The organism is Variovorax sp. 10N412, assembly GCF_056394985.1.
On the sequence record NZ_JBFTIO010000008.1, the window covers coordinates 102,525 to 115,242 of the forward strand.

Genomic DNA, 12,718 nt, shown 5'->3' on the forward strand with positions numbered 1-12,718 from the left:
CCTAGGCGATGTAGAAGACGACGGCATCGCGCCGCTCGGCCGCGCCCGCAAAGAAGCGCTTCACGCCTTCCAGCAACCCCGCGAGTTCCTTCGCACCGTCTTGCCACACCCTGGCCCGGTACAGCTCGGCGAATTTCGCCGGCTCAGCGGTGAAGCGGCCCACCAGCGCCTGCACGTCGCACGGTGCGAGCCGTGCCGCCGCGCGCTCGACGTGCGCCGCCGTGAGGTAGATACAGCCCAGGCCCTCGGTGCCGTCCAGCGTCTCGCCGTCCACCGCCTCGGGCAGCAGCGTGCGCACCACGTCCCAGGCCTGCTCGACCGTCTGGCTCTGGTGCGGGCCGCCTTGCGCGACCGGTGAATTCACGAAGCCCGACACCGTCGACGGATCGATCACCAGCGCGCGCAGGCGGTAGCGGTCCAGCGCGTAGAAGGCCGCGCCGATGCTCATGTGCTGGGCTCCATGCGCGCGGCACGCGCGACGGTGGCCAGCACCATGCTCACGCTGTCGATGCTGCGCTGCGCGCTGTCGATGTTCTTGAAGTGATCGGGCGCGCAGATCTGGTTGAGCAGCAGCGTGCGCTTGAAGTGCGCCAGCGCCTGGCGCAGGTCGCCCTCGTCCTGCGCGATCAGGCCCAGGTCGTTGTGGGCGTTGGCCGCGGCGGTCGAAATGCCGCGGCAACTGCGTTGCTGGATGGCCAGCGAGCGCTCGTACAGCGGCCGCGCACGGTCGAAGTCGCGGCGCGCCATCAGCAGTCCGCCGAAGTTGTTCAGCATGTGCGAGTGCAGTTCGGCGTCGCCCTCCCCCTGGTCCAGCTTGTCCAGGTGCACCAGCGCGCGGCCATAGCAGAGTTCGGCCTTCTCGTTCTGGCCTGACTCCGCGTACAGGAACGCCAGGTTGTTGAAGGCGCGCAGCACGCTGTCGCTGGAGCCGCCCCTGGCTTCGGCGACGGCCATGGCAATGGTCTTCTTGTAGAGCGCCTCCGCCTCGTCGGCCCGGCCGGCCGCTGCATGCAGCAGCGCCAGCGTGTTGGTCGGGCCGCGCTGCCAGCCGTCGTCCAGTCCGAGCTGCCCGGCCATGGCCAGGGCCTCGTGGGCCGAGGCCTCGGCCTTGTCGTTCCACTGCAGCCGGCGGCACACCTCCGCATACCCGGCGAGCTGGCGCACCACGGCCTTGCCCGGACCGCCGCACAGGTCGCGGGCGGCGGCCACGGCCTCGGCGCCGAAGCGCTCGGCGCGCGGCATGTCGCCCTGGGCCAGCGCGGCGTGGCAGCGCATTTCGCGGTCCTCGAGCAGGTTCAGCAGCGCGGCGTCCCGGTCGGACGCGGCGCCGCGTGCGTTGCGCTCGCCGATGCCGGCCAGCGTGAGGGACAGCGCCTTGCGGGTGATGTCCATGTCTTCCGCCGGCATGCCGATCTTCAGGCCGATGGCCAGGCTTTCCTCGAGCGCGGGCCTGGCCTTGTCGAGCGCCTTGAGCTGGTAGCAGGCCTGGCCGAGCATGCACAACGACATCGCCAGGTTGGGGTGCGGCCCCTTGAAGACACGGCGCGCGGTGGCGACGATCTGCTCGCCGATGCTCACGGCAGCGGCCCAGTCATGCGCCTCGGCGGCCGCGAAGAATTGCGCCTGCAGCCTGTTGGCCTCGGCCAGGCCCGCGGGGTCGTACTTCGGGGCGTCGGCGCCGCTGGCGCGTGGCGCGCTCGGGGGGCGAACCCGGCGGGTGCGACGGTGCACCCAGTAGATGTCGAACAGCAGCCACGCCAGCAGCACCGCCAGGCCAAGCCTGGCCCCCGGGTAGCCGCTGAGCCCGAACAGCAGCAGCGCCAGTTGCGCCGCGCCGCCCGCATGGCTGCCGAGGTAGAAGCGGTGCGCGCCGAGCCAGCCGCCCGCGACCAGCAGCAGGTAGGCGAAACCGGGGCGGCGGGGCGACGCGTTCATGGTGCGCCGTATCTTTGCTTCGTGGAGTGGCCGGCCCGCTCAGTCGAGCAGCGCCAGTGCGGCGTAGTCGCCGACCTTGTCGCCCAGGCCGGCGGGCACCAGTTGCACGCCACGCGTGAGCGGCGGCAGCTTGCCGTCGATGTGCGATTGCAGCCTGGGCAGCAGAAAGTCGCGGTGGTGCCAGAACACGCTGCCTCCCAGGCTGATGCGCTGCAGGTCGAGCGTGGCGACCAAGTTGTAGAGCATGCGGCCCATCACGCGGCACAGAGCATCGACGGTTTCCAGCGCCTTCTGCTCGCCGGCCGCTGCCGCGGTGAAGAGTTCGGCCGGAGGTTGGCCGAAGCGCCGCGCGATCGAGTTGCCGGCAACCAGGCCTTCGACGTCGCCGACGTTGCCGCAGCCGCACAGCGCACCGCTGTCGTCGTCCACCACGAAGCTGTGACCCGCATGCCCCGCGTTGCCGTTCTTGCCGCGCAAGGCCCGCCCCCCCACGCACAGGCCGACACCCACGCCGGTGCTCCAGGTGACGTAGGCGCAGTCGTCGATGCCTTGGAGCGCGCCCCAGTGGCGCTCGGCCTCCAGGGCGGCCACCGCGTCGTTCTCGACCCGCACGCGGGCGAAACGCTTCGCAAGGGGCGCCTCGACCTGCGCCGTCATCCAAGTGTTGGGCAGGCCCCGCGCCGGGCCGGCGATGCCGCCGCAGATGTTGGGCGTGGCCAGCTCGACCTTGCCGTCGCGCAACTCGAAGGGACCGGCGGACGACACGCCCACGCGGTCGATGGTGGCCGCGTCGACGCCCTGCTCGGCACAGACCTCGTCGATCATCCGCAGGATCTGCACCGCCACGGCGTCGTTGTCGCCGGTCTTGGCCGTGGGCTCGCTGCGCCGGCCGACGAGCGGCGTGTCGCTGGAAGCGGAAAGGCTGACGGCCACCTTGGTGCCACCGATGTCTACGCAGGCTCTCATTGCGGGTTTTTTCTTTTCTACAAAAGGCGCGCGACCAGCGCCGCGATCATGCTCAGCAACACCGTGCTGGCGATCGGCAGCTGCCATTCGCGGCCGAAGGCGCGGAACTCGAAATCGCCGGGCAGCCGCCCGAAGCCGAAGCGGCGCAGCCAGGCGGTCAGGCCGCTCATGAGCACCAGGGCAAGGACAACGACGATCAGCCAGCGGAACATGAGCAACAGTCTAGGCCGAGAGCACCGCCATCGCTTGTCGGTGAAGTTCGTGCGTTGCGGCCGCAATGACCCGCCCGTCGGACTTCAGGCCCAGCGGCTGGCCCTGCCAGTCGGTGATGACGCCGCCGGCCGCCTCGATCAGCCCGGCCGGGCCGAGGTAGTCGTAGGGTTGCAGGCCGGTCTCGACCACCAGGTCGATGGTGCCGCCCGCCAGCTGGGCATAGCCGTAGCAGTCGCCGCCGAAGCGGCGCATGGCGCACTGGCGGCTCAGCCGGTCGAAGGCCTGCCAGTCGGCGGGCGCGAAGATGTCGGGCGAGGTGGTGACGATGCGCGCCTTGGCCACTTCGGTGCAAGTGCTCACGCGAACGGGCTGGCCGTCGCGCGTGGCGCCCTGCCCCGCCTGGCCGATCCAGCGCTCCTTGAGCACCGGCATGTCGACCATGCCCAGCACCACCCGACCGCCCTGCAGCACGCCGATGAGCGTGCCCCACAGCGGCGAGCCGGTGATGAAGCTGCGCGTGCCGTCGATCGGGTCGAGCACCCAGACGCGTTCGGCCTCGAGCCGCTCGGGGCCGTGCTCTTCGCCGTAGATGCCGTCGGCCGGCACCCGGGCGCCCAGGATCTCGCGCATGGCCGTCTCGGCGGCGCGGTCGGCCAGCGTGACGGGGCTTTCGTCGGCCTTGGTGATGATGTCCAGCGGCGTTCGGAAATGGCGCATCGACTGCGCGGCGGCGGCATCGGCCAGGGCCTGGGCGATCGAGGAAAGGTCGGAGATCGAGGGAGTGGCGAGAGTGGAAGAGCTCATGGAGAGAGGAGAACGCGTGCCAAAACCTGCGATTAGACCCGAGCCGGGCCGGTTTCGACACGAACGGGCCGGGTTTGACAGGGCCAGGCCCGGGGGCCTAGCATGGCCCGGAAATTGCCAGCAAACACGAACCATGGCTCACTTCAAACCCTTGCGCGCCGCGCTGCTGACCGTCGTGCTCGGCGCATCGGCCCTGCTGGCCCACGCCACCCCTTCGGCCACCGAGGACCGGCTGATCGACACGCTGATCCAGCGCGTGGCGAAGATGTCGTCGATGGTCTTCCTGCGCAACGGCAGCGAATACAAGGCCGCCGACGCCGCCAAGCACATGCAGGCGAAGTACGACTACTTCAAAAAGGAACTGGTCACGGCCGAGGACTTCATCACACGTTGCGCTTCGCGCTCGGAGATGACGGGACAGGCCTACAAGGTGAAGCTGAACGACGGCGCCGTGCGCGACGCCAACGAGTTCCTCAACGCCGAGTTGCGCGCGCTGCGCCAGGGCGCGCAGAAGCCGTCGAACGGCTGAGGCCTCCTCGCCCGGTTGTCGCTGTTAGCGCTGCTGGCCCCAGCGCCGCACCGTGAGCCGCTCCAGCGTCTTGAAGCCCAGGCTCTCGACCAGCAGGCCGATCAGCACCACCATCGCCAGGCCCGCGAACACGCGGTCGGTGTAGAGCTCGTTGCGGTTCTGGAAGATGTACCAGCCCAGCCCGCCCTTGCCCGAGGACGCCCCGAACACCAGCTCGGCCGCGATCAGCGTGCGCCACGCGAAGGCCCAGCCGATCTTCAGCCCCGAAAGAATCGACGGCAGCGCAGCCGGCACCAGGATCTGCAGCACGTAGCGCAGGCCCTTGAGCCCGTAGTTGCGCCCCGCCATGCGCAGCGTCTCCGGCACGCCCTGGAAGCCCGCATAGGTGTTGAGCGCCAGCGGCCACAGCACCGAATGGATCAGCACGAACACCAGGCTGCCCCGGCCCAGCCCGAACCACAGCAGGGCCAGCGGCAGCAGCGCGATGGCCGGCAGCGGGTTGAACATGGAGGTGAGCGTGTCCAGCAGGTCGCGCCCGATCTGCGTGGACACCGCCAGCGTGGTGAGCGCAAAGGCCAGCAGCACGCCGGCGATGTAGCCCTGCAGCAGCACGGCCAGCGAGATGCGCACCTTCTCGATCAGCTCGCCGCTGGCCAGCCCTTCGAACAGCGCGCGAGCCGTGGCGGTGAAGGTCGGCAGCAGCAGGTCGTTGTCCTGCCAGCGCGCCGCCAGTTCCCACAGCACGGCGATGACGACGAGGATCAGGCCCTTGCGCACGCCGGCCAGCGCCCAGATGCGGGCGGGCAACGGCAGCGTGCGTTCGAGCGGGACTTCGGTGAAGGGCTCGAGCGTCAACTCGTATTCAGGGCGGATGGGAGGCGTCAGAGTGCTCATCGGTTTTGGCTCCTTCCCCCTCTGGGGGAAGGTTGGGATGGGGGCAAGCGGCGGTGAATGGGCCGACGGCAATGGATGCGCCGCGTGCCCCCACCCCGGCCCTCCCCCGGAAGGGGAGGGAGAAAGAAACGTTCATGGCGCGGCCACCGCCTCGTGTTCTTCCTCGAACAACATGTCGTGGATGCGCTGCGCCGTGCCCTGGAACTCGGCGCCGCCCAGGCTCGCCAGCGAGAAGCCGTGGCTGTTGATTTCCGCGCGCATGCGCCCCGGGTGCGGCGACAGCAGCGCGATGCGGTTGCCCACCACCAGCGCCTCTTCGATCGAGTGGGTGACGAACAGCAGCGTGAAGCGCACCTCGTCCCACAGCTCGAGCAGCTCCTGCTGCATCTTGCGGCGCGTGAGCGCGTCGAGCGCGGCGAAGGGCTCGTCCATCAGCAGCACGCGCGGCTGCATCGCGAGCGCGCGCGCAATCGCCACGCGCTGCTTCATGCCGCCCGAGAGCTGGTGCGGATGCACGTCGGCGAATTTTGAAAGGCCGACCTTGTCGAGGTAGTGCAGCGCGCGCTCGGCTGCTTCCTTCTTGCCCAGCGTGCGCGACGCCAGCAACGGGAACATGACGTTCTGCTTGACCGTTTTCCAAGGCGGCAACTGGTCGAACTCCTGGAACACCACGATGCGGTCGGGGCCGGGCTGCGTGACGCGCCGGCCGTCGAGGCGGATCTCGCCTTCGACCGGCGGGATGAAGCCCGCCACGGCCTTCAGCAGCGTGGACTTGCCGCAACCCGAGGGGCCCAGCAGCACGAAGCGGTCGGCGGCGTGCACGTCGAAGCTCACGCGGTGCGTGGCGCGCACGACGCGCTCGGGGGTGCGGTATTCGAGGCTGACGGCGTCGACTTGCAGCAGCGGCGCGGAGTCTTGCCCCTGGTCTTGCTCCCTCCCCTCCTGGGGGAGGGCAGGGGTGGGGGCAGACGGCGCTTGCTTCGTCACCGCTCTGCCCGCCCCCATCCCAACCTTCCCCCAGAGGGGGAAGGAGTCAAACCCGGACCGCACCTTCGCCGTGCCCATCAGTTCCCCGACGTGTTCTGCGCATCGTCGAAGAAGTAATCCTTCACCGAAGCCGGCTTGTTCTTGATCGCGCCCACGCGGTGCATGAACTCCGCCAGCGGGTAAGTGTTCTGCGGCGTGGTCTTGAACTGCACCTCGGGGTTCTTGATGATCTTCAGCAGCAGCTCGCGGTCGAGCTTGGCGTTGCTCACCTTCAGGTAGATGTCGGCCGCCTTCTCGGGGTTGGCCGTGACGAACTTGGCCGCTTCGTCGAGCGCATCGACGAAGGCCTTGTAGGTCTTGGGGTTCTCGTTGCGGAATTTCTCGGTGGCGTAGAGCACCGTGGCAGACGACGGCCCGCCGAGCACCTGGTACGAATTGAGCACGATGTGCGCGTTCGGATTGCCCGCGAGCTCCTGCTCCTGGAACGGCGGGTTGCCGAAGTGCCCCGTGATCTCGGTGCCGCCCTTGATGATGGCCGCGGCCGCGTCGGGGTGCGGCAGCGCCACGCTGATCTTGTCGAGGCGGTTGAATTCCTTGTCGCCCCACAGCTTGGCCGAGGCGAACTGCAGCACGCGCGACTGCACCGACACACCCACGGCGGGCAGCGCGATGCGGTCCTTCTCGGTGAAGTCGGCAATGGTCTTCACGTTCGGGTTGTTGCTCACCAGGTAGTACGGAAAGTTGCCCAGCGAGGCCACGCCCTTCACGTTCTGCTTGCCCTTGGTGCGGTCCCACAGCGTGAGCAGCGGGCCCACGCCGGCGCCCGCGATCTCGATGTTGCCGGACAGCAGCGCATCGTTCACCGCCGAGCCGCCCGAGAGCTTGACCCACTCGACCTTGGCGTCGACGCCCGCGGCCTTGGCGTGCTTCTCGATGAGCTTCTGCTCCTGCGCCACGTTGAGCAGCAGGTAGACGATGCCGAACTGCTCGGCGATGCGGATCTGGCCTTCGGCGTGCGCAGAAGCCGAAAAGGAAAGGCTGCCGGCCAGAAGGCCGAGGCCGGTGACCAGGGCGGCGGCTTTGCGGGTGAAGCGGTTCATTGAAATAGGTCCGTTGGAATCAGGAATCAGAAAGGCGTGTCGCCGACGATGGTGGTGCGGTTGAGGCGGCGGCGCAGGTGGTCGGGAGTGCCCGCCGCCAGGTGCATCAGCGAGCGGTTGTCCCAGAACACCAGGTCGTGCGGCGCCCAGGTGTGGCGGTACACGAATTCGGGCTTGACGCTGTGGGCGAACAGCTCGGCCAGCAGCGCATCGCTTTCGTCCTGCGGCAGGCCGACGATGCGCGTCGTGAAATGCTCGCTGACAAACAGCGCCTTGCGGCCTGTTTCGGGGTGCGTGCGCACCACGGGCTGCACGGCGGGCGCGACCTGGTCGATCTGCGCCTGCGACAGCTTGGGGCGCCAGGGGTTCTTCGAACGCAGCTCCTCGTACTTGGCCAGGTAGCTGTGCTCGGCCTTCAGCGGCAGCACGCGCTGCTGCAACTCGGGGCTCAGCGCTTCCCATGCGAGGTGCTGGTCGGCGAACAGCGTGTCACCGCCTTCGCTGGGCAGCTCCTGCGCATGCAGCAGCGAGCCGAGGCTGGGCTTGGGCTTGTACGAGATGTCGGAGTGCCAGTAGACGCCCGCGTCGCCCAGGCCGATGGGCTCGCCGTTCTCCTTGATGTTGGAGACGATGAGGATCTCGGGATGGTTCTTCAGCTGGAACTGGTGCAGGACGTGGATTTCGAGCGGGCCGAAGCGGCGGCTGAAATCGATGTGGGCTTGCGGGGTGACCTGCTGGTCGCGGAACACCAGCACGTGGTGGTCGAGGTGCGCCTTGTGGATGCGCTGGAAGTCTTCGGCGTTGATCGGGCTGGCGATGTCGAGGCCGATGATTTCGGCGCCTACGGGGGCGGCGAAGGGGCGCACTTCGAAGTGCTGCGTTGGGGCCTTGGCCTCTGGCGCTTGGGAAAGAACGGCTGTCATGCCGGGAATGTAGGGGTCGGTGGGGGGATAGCCAACGAACTCTTTGTTGGTAGCTTATGACTTTGTTCTTTGGCTTTGTTGGGGTTCTGTTGGGTTCCTATTGGGTTCCGGGGCCGGGTCTCGCCCCGGCGGGCGACTTACTTTCTTTGCTTCGCCAAAGAAAGTAAGCAAAGAAAGGCGACCCCTGCTGGCTGCGTCCCTTCGCTTCGCTACGGGCAACCTGCGGTGCTCACGTTTCGCGGGGTCTCGCCCAAACTCGCTTCGCTCAGACAAGGGCGAGCCCTGATCCGCGAAACGCTGCGCTCCTCGGCGCATCCAGAAGGGGTGGGGATACCGAAACGCCTTCGCTGCGCTCGGCTCCGAACAGCCAGCAGCCAGCAGCCAGCAGCCAAGACCGAAGACCCGATACCAACCGCCGCAGGCGCGCAGCGCCTGTGGCGGCTTGGTGGCCGAGCGAAGCAATGGCCCGGGTGGCTCCCACCCCTCTGGCTGCGCCGAGGAGCGCAGCGTTTCGCGGACAAGGGCTCGCAGCTGTTTGAGCGAAGCGAGTTCTGCGAGACCCCGCGAAACGCGAGCACCGCAGGTTGCCCGCAGCGAAGCGAAGGGTCGCAGACAGTGGGGTCGCCTTTTCTTTGCTTACTTTCTTTTGGCGAAGCAAAAGAAAGTAAGTCGCCCGCCGGGGCGAGTCCCGGCCCCGGAAAACAACAACCCCCAGTCACTCAAAGCGTATGACTGCGATCCCCTTCAACAAACCCCATCGCATCCCACCCCTCGCCCACAGCAAACCCCACAACCTTGAACAGCTCCCCCATCTCATGCTCATGAATGAGCCGCGCCGCCATGGCACGTTCAGTCACGGTCCCCGCTTCCATCAGAGCCAGCAGCCCGCAGTTCAGCAGAAACCGCGCCTGGCTCGCATAGCCCAGCACGACAAGCCCCGCGTCCTGCCCCGCCAGCGCGATGCCGGTGAAGTCCACATGCGCGGTGATGTCCTTGTAGCCCACGTCCGACAGCGGATCGCCGTCTGCCTGGTGCGCCCGATGGCACATCACGGTCCCCATGTGCCGCTGCGGGTGGTAGTACTCGCCTTCAGGAAACCCGTAGTCGACGAGAAAGATCGCGCCCTTCTTCAGCCGGTCCGCCAGGGTGGCCATGAAAGCCCGCGCCTGCGGATGAATCTCGGTGAGGTAGTCATGCGCGCCCGGCACGTCGACCGGCGGACGCAGCTCGGTCGCGCGGTCGGCCCAGGTCCAGCCGTCGTCGTGCGCATTGCGCACCACGCCGCGCTCGAACCATTGCCCGCCCACGCGTGCCAGCAGTTGCACCGGCATCGCATCGAGCACCTCGTTGCCGACCACCACGCCCTCCATCGATTCGGGCAGTTCGTTGAGCCACTCGACACGGTCCGCATAGCGCACCAGCGCCTGCTGCTGCCGCTCGCGCAACGTGCCCGACAGGTCGACGATGCGGTAGCGCACGTCGGTGCGGCCCATCTCGTCGAGCGCATGCAGCAACTGGACCGCCAACGCACCCGAGCCCGCGCCGAATTCCCAGACCGTGTCGGTGCCGGTCTTCTCCAGCGCCTGCGCCACCTGCGCGGCCAGCGTCTTGCCGAACATCGGCGTCAACTCAGGCGCGGTGACGAAATCGCTGCCTGACGAAGGCATGTGCCCGAACTTGGCCGACGTGTTGGCGTAATAGCCCAGGCCGGGCGCATACAGCGCGAGCGCCATGAAGCGGTCGAACCCGATCCAGCCGCCCGCGCGTTCGACGGAACGCGCGATGAGATGGTCGAGGGCGGTGGGTAAACTGCTGGGGGTGGTCTTGGTCGTCACCACGCAATTGTCTCTCTCCTCGCATTTTCCTTGCCCCCGTTGCCGTCTTCCCGCCCTCTCTTCTCTCCTCTCTTCGCATGAGCACCGCATCCCCCTCCCCGGCCCCCCGCACCGTTCTCGTCACGGGCGCGGGTCGCCGGCTGGGCCGCGAGATCGCGCTGGGGCTCGCCGCGGGCGGCTGGCAGGTGGCGGTGCACTACCGCAACTCGCGCGCCGAGGCCGAGCAGACGGTGGCCGACTGCGCCGCGCTCTCGGGCGATTCGGCGCTCTTCGCCGCCGACCTGGAAGACGAGGCCGCCACGCGCGCGCTGCTGCCCCGCGTGGTCGCGCGCTTTCGCGGCATCGACGCGGTGGTGCACAGCGCAGCCCTGTTCGAGCACGACGAGGCCGCCACCTTCAGCTACGCGCTCATGGAACGCCACGCGCGCAGCAACACCGGCGCGGCCATCCTGCTGGCGCAGGCGCTGCACGAGCACCTGGCGGCGCGCGACGCGCACGGTGCGGTGGTCCACCTGCTCGACCAGAAGCTGTGGAACCCGAACCCCGACTTCTTGAGCTACACGCTGTCGAAGGCCGCGCTCGAAGCCGCCACGCCGATGCTGGCGCTGGCGCTGGCCCCGCGCGTGCGCGTGGTGGGCGTGGCGCCCGGCCTCACGCTGGCCAGCCACATGCTGGACGACGACACCTTCGCGCAGTTGCACAAGCTGTCGCCGCTGGGCCGCTCCTCCACCCCGACCGACGTGGTCGCCACGGTGAAGTTCGCGCTGGAAAACAGCTCGATCACCGGCACCACGCTGCTGGTGGACGGCGGCCAGCACCTGATGAAATTCGAGCGCGATTTCTCGCTCATGTGAGCAGCACCATGTCTACCCCCTCCACGCCCTCGCCCACCCAGGGCCGCCAGACCCTCACCCTGCAGGGCCTGCGCTTCGATGCCAACCTGGGCATCCTCGACCACGAGAAGACGGCGCCGCAACCCATCCTGGTGGACGCCGAACTCAGCCTCGGCCCGCAGCCGCTGCTGCCGCAGGACGACGACATCTTCCACGTGCTCGACTACCGCAAGGTGCGCCGCATCATCATCGAGGAGTGCACCGCCGAGCACGTCAACCTGCTCGAAAGCCTCATCGGCAAGCTGGTGCAGCGCCTGCTGCAACTGCCCGGCGTGGTGGGCGTGCGCGTGAAGATCGCCAAGCTCGAAATCTTCGACGATTGCGAGGTGGCGATCCGCATGGAAGCCGGCGAGTGGTAACCGCCTTTTCAGGCGGCTGAACCGCAGGCCACGGCGGGCCCGGCGCCCGCCGGCCACATCCGCACGCCGAGCGCACCCAGTGCCGACACCGCGGCCATCAGCGCCACGCCCGGCCAACCCCACTGCGCCAGCACCAGCGCACCGAGCGCCGAGCCCGTCGCCATGCCGACGAACACGCCCGTGAAGAACACCGCGTTGAGCCGGCTGCGCGCACCGGGGTCGATGCCGTAGACCACCGTCTGGTGTGCGATCAGCGCGGCCTGCAGGCCGAAGTCGAAGCCGATGGCACTGGCCACGATGAGCCCCAGCCGCGCGGCGGGCGCCATCAGCGGCGCGAACAGCATCGCGGCGAACGACACCACCACCAACGCCGCACCCATGCGGATCACCAGCTCGGGCCCCCGCCGGTCGGCCAGCCGGCCGGCGATGGGCGCGGCCAGCGCACCGGCCGCTCCGGCCAGGCCGAAGGCTCCTGCTGCCGCGCTGCCCAGGTGGAACGGCGCGCCGTGCAGCATCACGGCCAGCGTCGACCAGAAAGCGCTGAAACCGACCGACAGCAAGGCCTGCGCGATCGTGGCGCGGCGCAGCGCGCCGTGGCGCCGCCACAGCTTGCCGAGCGAGCCCAGCAAGGCGCCGTAGCCCAGCTGCGTGGTCGGGCGCAGGTGCGGCAGGCCGCGCGCCGCGGCCACACCGATGAACGCGATGCTGGCCGCCGCCACCACGAACATCGCGCGCCAGCCGAAGTGCTCGGCCACGAAGCCGCTCAGCACGCGCGACAGCAAAATGCCCAGCAGCAGCCCCGTCATGACCGTGCCGACGATCTTGCCGCGGTGCGCCTCGGGCGCCAGCGCGGCGGCGGCCGGCACCACGTCCTGCGCCAGGGTGGCGGCCAGGCCGATGACGAGGCTGGCCACGAGCAGCGGGCCGACCGAAGGCGAGAACGCCGCGCCGAGCAGCGCCAGCACCAGCACGGTGGCCTTGGCCAGGATGATGCGGCGCCGGTCGAAGCGGTCGCCCAGTGGCGCCAGCAGCAGGATGCCCAGCGCGTAGCCCAGCTGCGTGAGCGTGGGCACGAAGCCCACCGAGCGGGCGGAGGCGCCGATGTCCGGGCCCAGCACGCCCAGCATCGGCTGGCTGTAGTAGAGCGCCGCCACGCCGAAACCTGCGCTGGCGGCCAGCAGCAGGATCAGCGAGCTCGGCAGCCTCTCATACGTTGATTGAATGGAAGACATGGTGTTAACCCTAGGATTCGAAAACAAGGGCTGGAGTGTGCTCGCCGT

General features: G+C 68.6%; 14 protein-coding genes. 3 read left to right on the forward strand and 11 right to left on the reverse strand.

The annotated features are described in order from the left end of the window. Position 1 precedes the first annotated feature (1 nt). Genes AC1DJH_RS19885 through hisN form a run of 5 tightly spaced genes read right to left on the reverse strand, consistent with a single transcriptional unit; the run spans position 2 to position 3,918 of the window. Positions 2-448, reverse strand: a complete 447-nt coding sequence (locus AC1DJH_RS19885; RefSeq protein WP_478186880.1) for a DUF1877 family protein — start codon at positions 446-448, stop codon at positions 2-4. Further along, the gene (locus AC1DJH_RS19890) at positions 445-1,935 is read right to left on the reverse strand and encodes a tetratricopeptide repeat protein (RefSeq protein ID WP_478186881.1); all 1,491 of its coding nucleotides are present in this window, start codon (positions 1,933-1,935) and stop codon (positions 445-447) included. Before AC1DJH_RS19890 ends, AC1DJH_RS19885 begins: the two co-directional genes overlap by 4 nt. Before the next feature lie 39 nt (positions 1,936-1,974). Next, entirely contained in the window at positions 1,975-2,901 is a 927-nt protein-coding gene (locus AC1DJH_RS19895) for an ROK family protein (protein WP_478186882.1), read from the reverse strand. Between the two features lie 17 nt (positions 2,902-2,918). Beyond that, a complete protein-coding gene (locus tag AC1DJH_RS19900; RefSeq protein WP_435441313.1) occupies positions 2,919-3,113 on the reverse strand; it encodes a DUF2905 domain-containing protein in 195 nt (64 codons plus the stop codon). Positions 3,114-3,123: 10 nt separating this feature from the next. Beyond that, positions 3,124-3,918 (reverse strand): histidinol-phosphatase, encoded by a 795-nt coding sequence (gene hisN, locus AC1DJH_RS19905; RefSeq protein WP_478186883.1) that lies wholly within the window; start codon positions 3,916-3,918, stop codon positions 3,124-3,126. Positions 3,919-4,051: 133 nt separating this feature from the next. On the opposite strand from hisN, the gene AC1DJH_RS19910 reads away from it, so the two are divergent. Further along, positions 4,052-4,447 carry a DUF5329 family protein gene (locus tag AC1DJH_RS19910; protein WP_478186884.1) on the forward strand — a complete coding sequence of 132 codons (396 nt, stop codon included), beginning with the start codon at positions 4,052-4,054 and terminating at the stop codon, positions 4,445-4,447. A 24-nt stretch (positions 4,448-4,471) separates the two neighbouring features. Here the strand turns inward: AC1DJH_RS19910 and AC1DJH_RS19915 are convergent, their stop codons facing one another. The 5 genes from AC1DJH_RS19915 to AC1DJH_RS19935 form a co-directional block, all read right to left on the reverse strand. Beyond that, on the reverse strand, positions 4,472-5,341 hold the full coding sequence (locus tag AC1DJH_RS19915; RefSeq protein WP_478186885.1) for an ABC transporter permease: 870 nt from the start codon (positions 5,339-5,341) through the stop codon (positions 4,472-4,474). Positions 5,342-5,473: 132 nt separating this feature from the next. Next, positions 5,474-6,346: an ABC transporter ATP-binding protein gene (locus AC1DJH_RS19920; RefSeq protein WP_478186886.1), complete on the reverse strand. Its 873-nt coding sequence runs from the start codon at positions 6,344-6,346 to the stop codon at positions 5,474-5,476. A 59-nt stretch (positions 6,347-6,405) separates the two neighbouring features. After that, the gene (locus tag AC1DJH_RS19925; RefSeq protein ID WP_435482606.1) at positions 6,406-7,428 is read right to left on the reverse strand and encodes an ABC transporter substrate-binding protein; all 1,023 of its coding nucleotides are present in this window, start codon (positions 7,426-7,428) and stop codon (positions 6,406-6,408) included. 26 nt (positions 7,429-7,454) lie between these two features. Continuing rightward, on the reverse strand, positions 7,455-8,351 hold the full coding sequence (locus tag AC1DJH_RS19930) for a TauD/TfdA dioxygenase family protein (protein ID WP_435482605.1): 897 nt from the start codon (positions 8,349-8,351) through the stop codon (positions 7,455-7,457). A gap of 719 nt (positions 8,352-9,070) precedes the next feature. Next, entirely contained in the window at positions 9,071-10,186 is a 1,116-nt protein-coding gene (locus AC1DJH_RS19935) for a class I SAM-dependent methyltransferase (protein WP_478186887.1), read from the reverse strand. A 77-nt stretch (positions 10,187-10,263) separates the two neighbouring features. Between AC1DJH_RS19935 and AC1DJH_RS19940 the strand changes: the two genes are divergently transcribed. Together AC1DJH_RS19940 and AC1DJH_RS19945 are read left to right on the forward strand one after the other, a co-directional pair. Next, positions 10,264-11,040: an SDR family oxidoreductase gene (locus tag AC1DJH_RS19940; RefSeq protein ID WP_478186888.1), complete on the forward strand. Its 777-nt coding sequence runs from the start codon at positions 10,264-10,266 to the stop codon at positions 11,038-11,040. Positions 11,041-11,048: 8 nt separating this feature from the next. After that, positions 11,049-11,438, forward strand: coding sequence for a dihydroneopterin aldolase (locus tag AC1DJH_RS19945; protein ID WP_435441305.1), 390 nt, complete (start codon positions 11,049-11,051; stop codon positions 11,436-11,438). Between the two features lie 8 nt (positions 11,439-11,446). Here the strand turns inward: AC1DJH_RS19945 and AC1DJH_RS19950 are convergent, their stop codons facing one another. Next, a complete protein-coding gene (locus AC1DJH_RS19950) occupies positions 11,447-12,670 on the reverse strand; it encodes an MFS transporter (RefSeq protein ID WP_478186889.1) in 1,224 nt (407 codons plus the stop codon). Between the last annotated feature and the right edge of the window lie 48 nt (positions 12,671-12,718).

Excerpts from the sequence above, each read along its gene's own strand:
- AC1DJH_RS19885 (WP_478186880.1), bottom strand. The coding sequence starts at position 448 with ATGAGCATCGGCGCGGCCTTCTACGCGCTGGACCGCTACCGCCTGCGC.
- AC1DJH_RS19890 (WP_478186881.1), bottom strand. The coding sequence starts at position 1,935 with ATGAACGCGTCGCCCCGCCGCCCCGGTTTCGCCTACCTGCTGCTGGTC.
- AC1DJH_RS19895 (WP_478186882.1), bottom strand. The coding sequence starts at position 2,901 with ATGAGAGCCTGCGTAGACATCGGTGGCACCAAGGTGGCCGTCAGCCTT.
- AC1DJH_RS19900 (WP_435441313.1), bottom strand. The coding sequence starts at position 3,113 with ATGTTCCGCTGGCTGATCGTCGTTGTCCTTGCCCTGGTGCTCATGAGC.
- hisN (WP_478186883.1), bottom strand. The coding sequence starts at position 3,918 with ATGAGCTCTTCCACTCTCGCCACTCCCTCGATCTCCGACCTTTCCTCG.
- AC1DJH_RS19910 (WP_478186884.1), top strand. The coding sequence starts at position 4,052 with ATGGCTCACTTCAAACCCTTGCGCGCCGCGCTGCTGACCGTCGTGCTC.
- AC1DJH_RS19915 (WP_478186885.1), bottom strand. The coding sequence starts at position 5,341 with ATGAGCACTCTGACGCCTCCCATCCGCCCTGAATACGAGTTGACGCTC.
- AC1DJH_RS19920 (WP_478186886.1), bottom strand. The coding sequence starts at position 6,346 with ATGGGGGCGGGCAGAGCGGTGACGAAGCAAGCGCCGTCTGCCCCCACC.
- AC1DJH_RS19925 (WP_435482606.1), bottom strand. The coding sequence starts at position 7,428 with ATGAACCGCTTCACCCGCAAAGCCGCCGCCCTGGTCACCGGCCTCGGC.
- AC1DJH_RS19930 (WP_435482605.1), bottom strand. The coding sequence starts at position 8,351 with ATGACAGCCGTTCTTTCCCAAGCGCCAGAGGCCAAGGCCCCAACGCAG.
- AC1DJH_RS19940 (WP_478186888.1), top strand. The coding sequence starts at position 10,264 with ATGAGCACCGCATCCCCCTCCCCGGCCCCCCGCACCGTTCTCGTCACG.
- AC1DJH_RS19945 (WP_435441305.1), top strand. The coding sequence starts at position 11,049 with ATGTCTACCCCCTCCACGCCCTCGCCCACCCAGGGCCGCCAGACCCTC.
- AC1DJH_RS19950 (WP_478186889.1), bottom strand. The coding sequence starts at position 12,670 with ATGTCTTCCATTCAATCAACGTATGAGAGGCTGCCGAGCTCGCTGATC.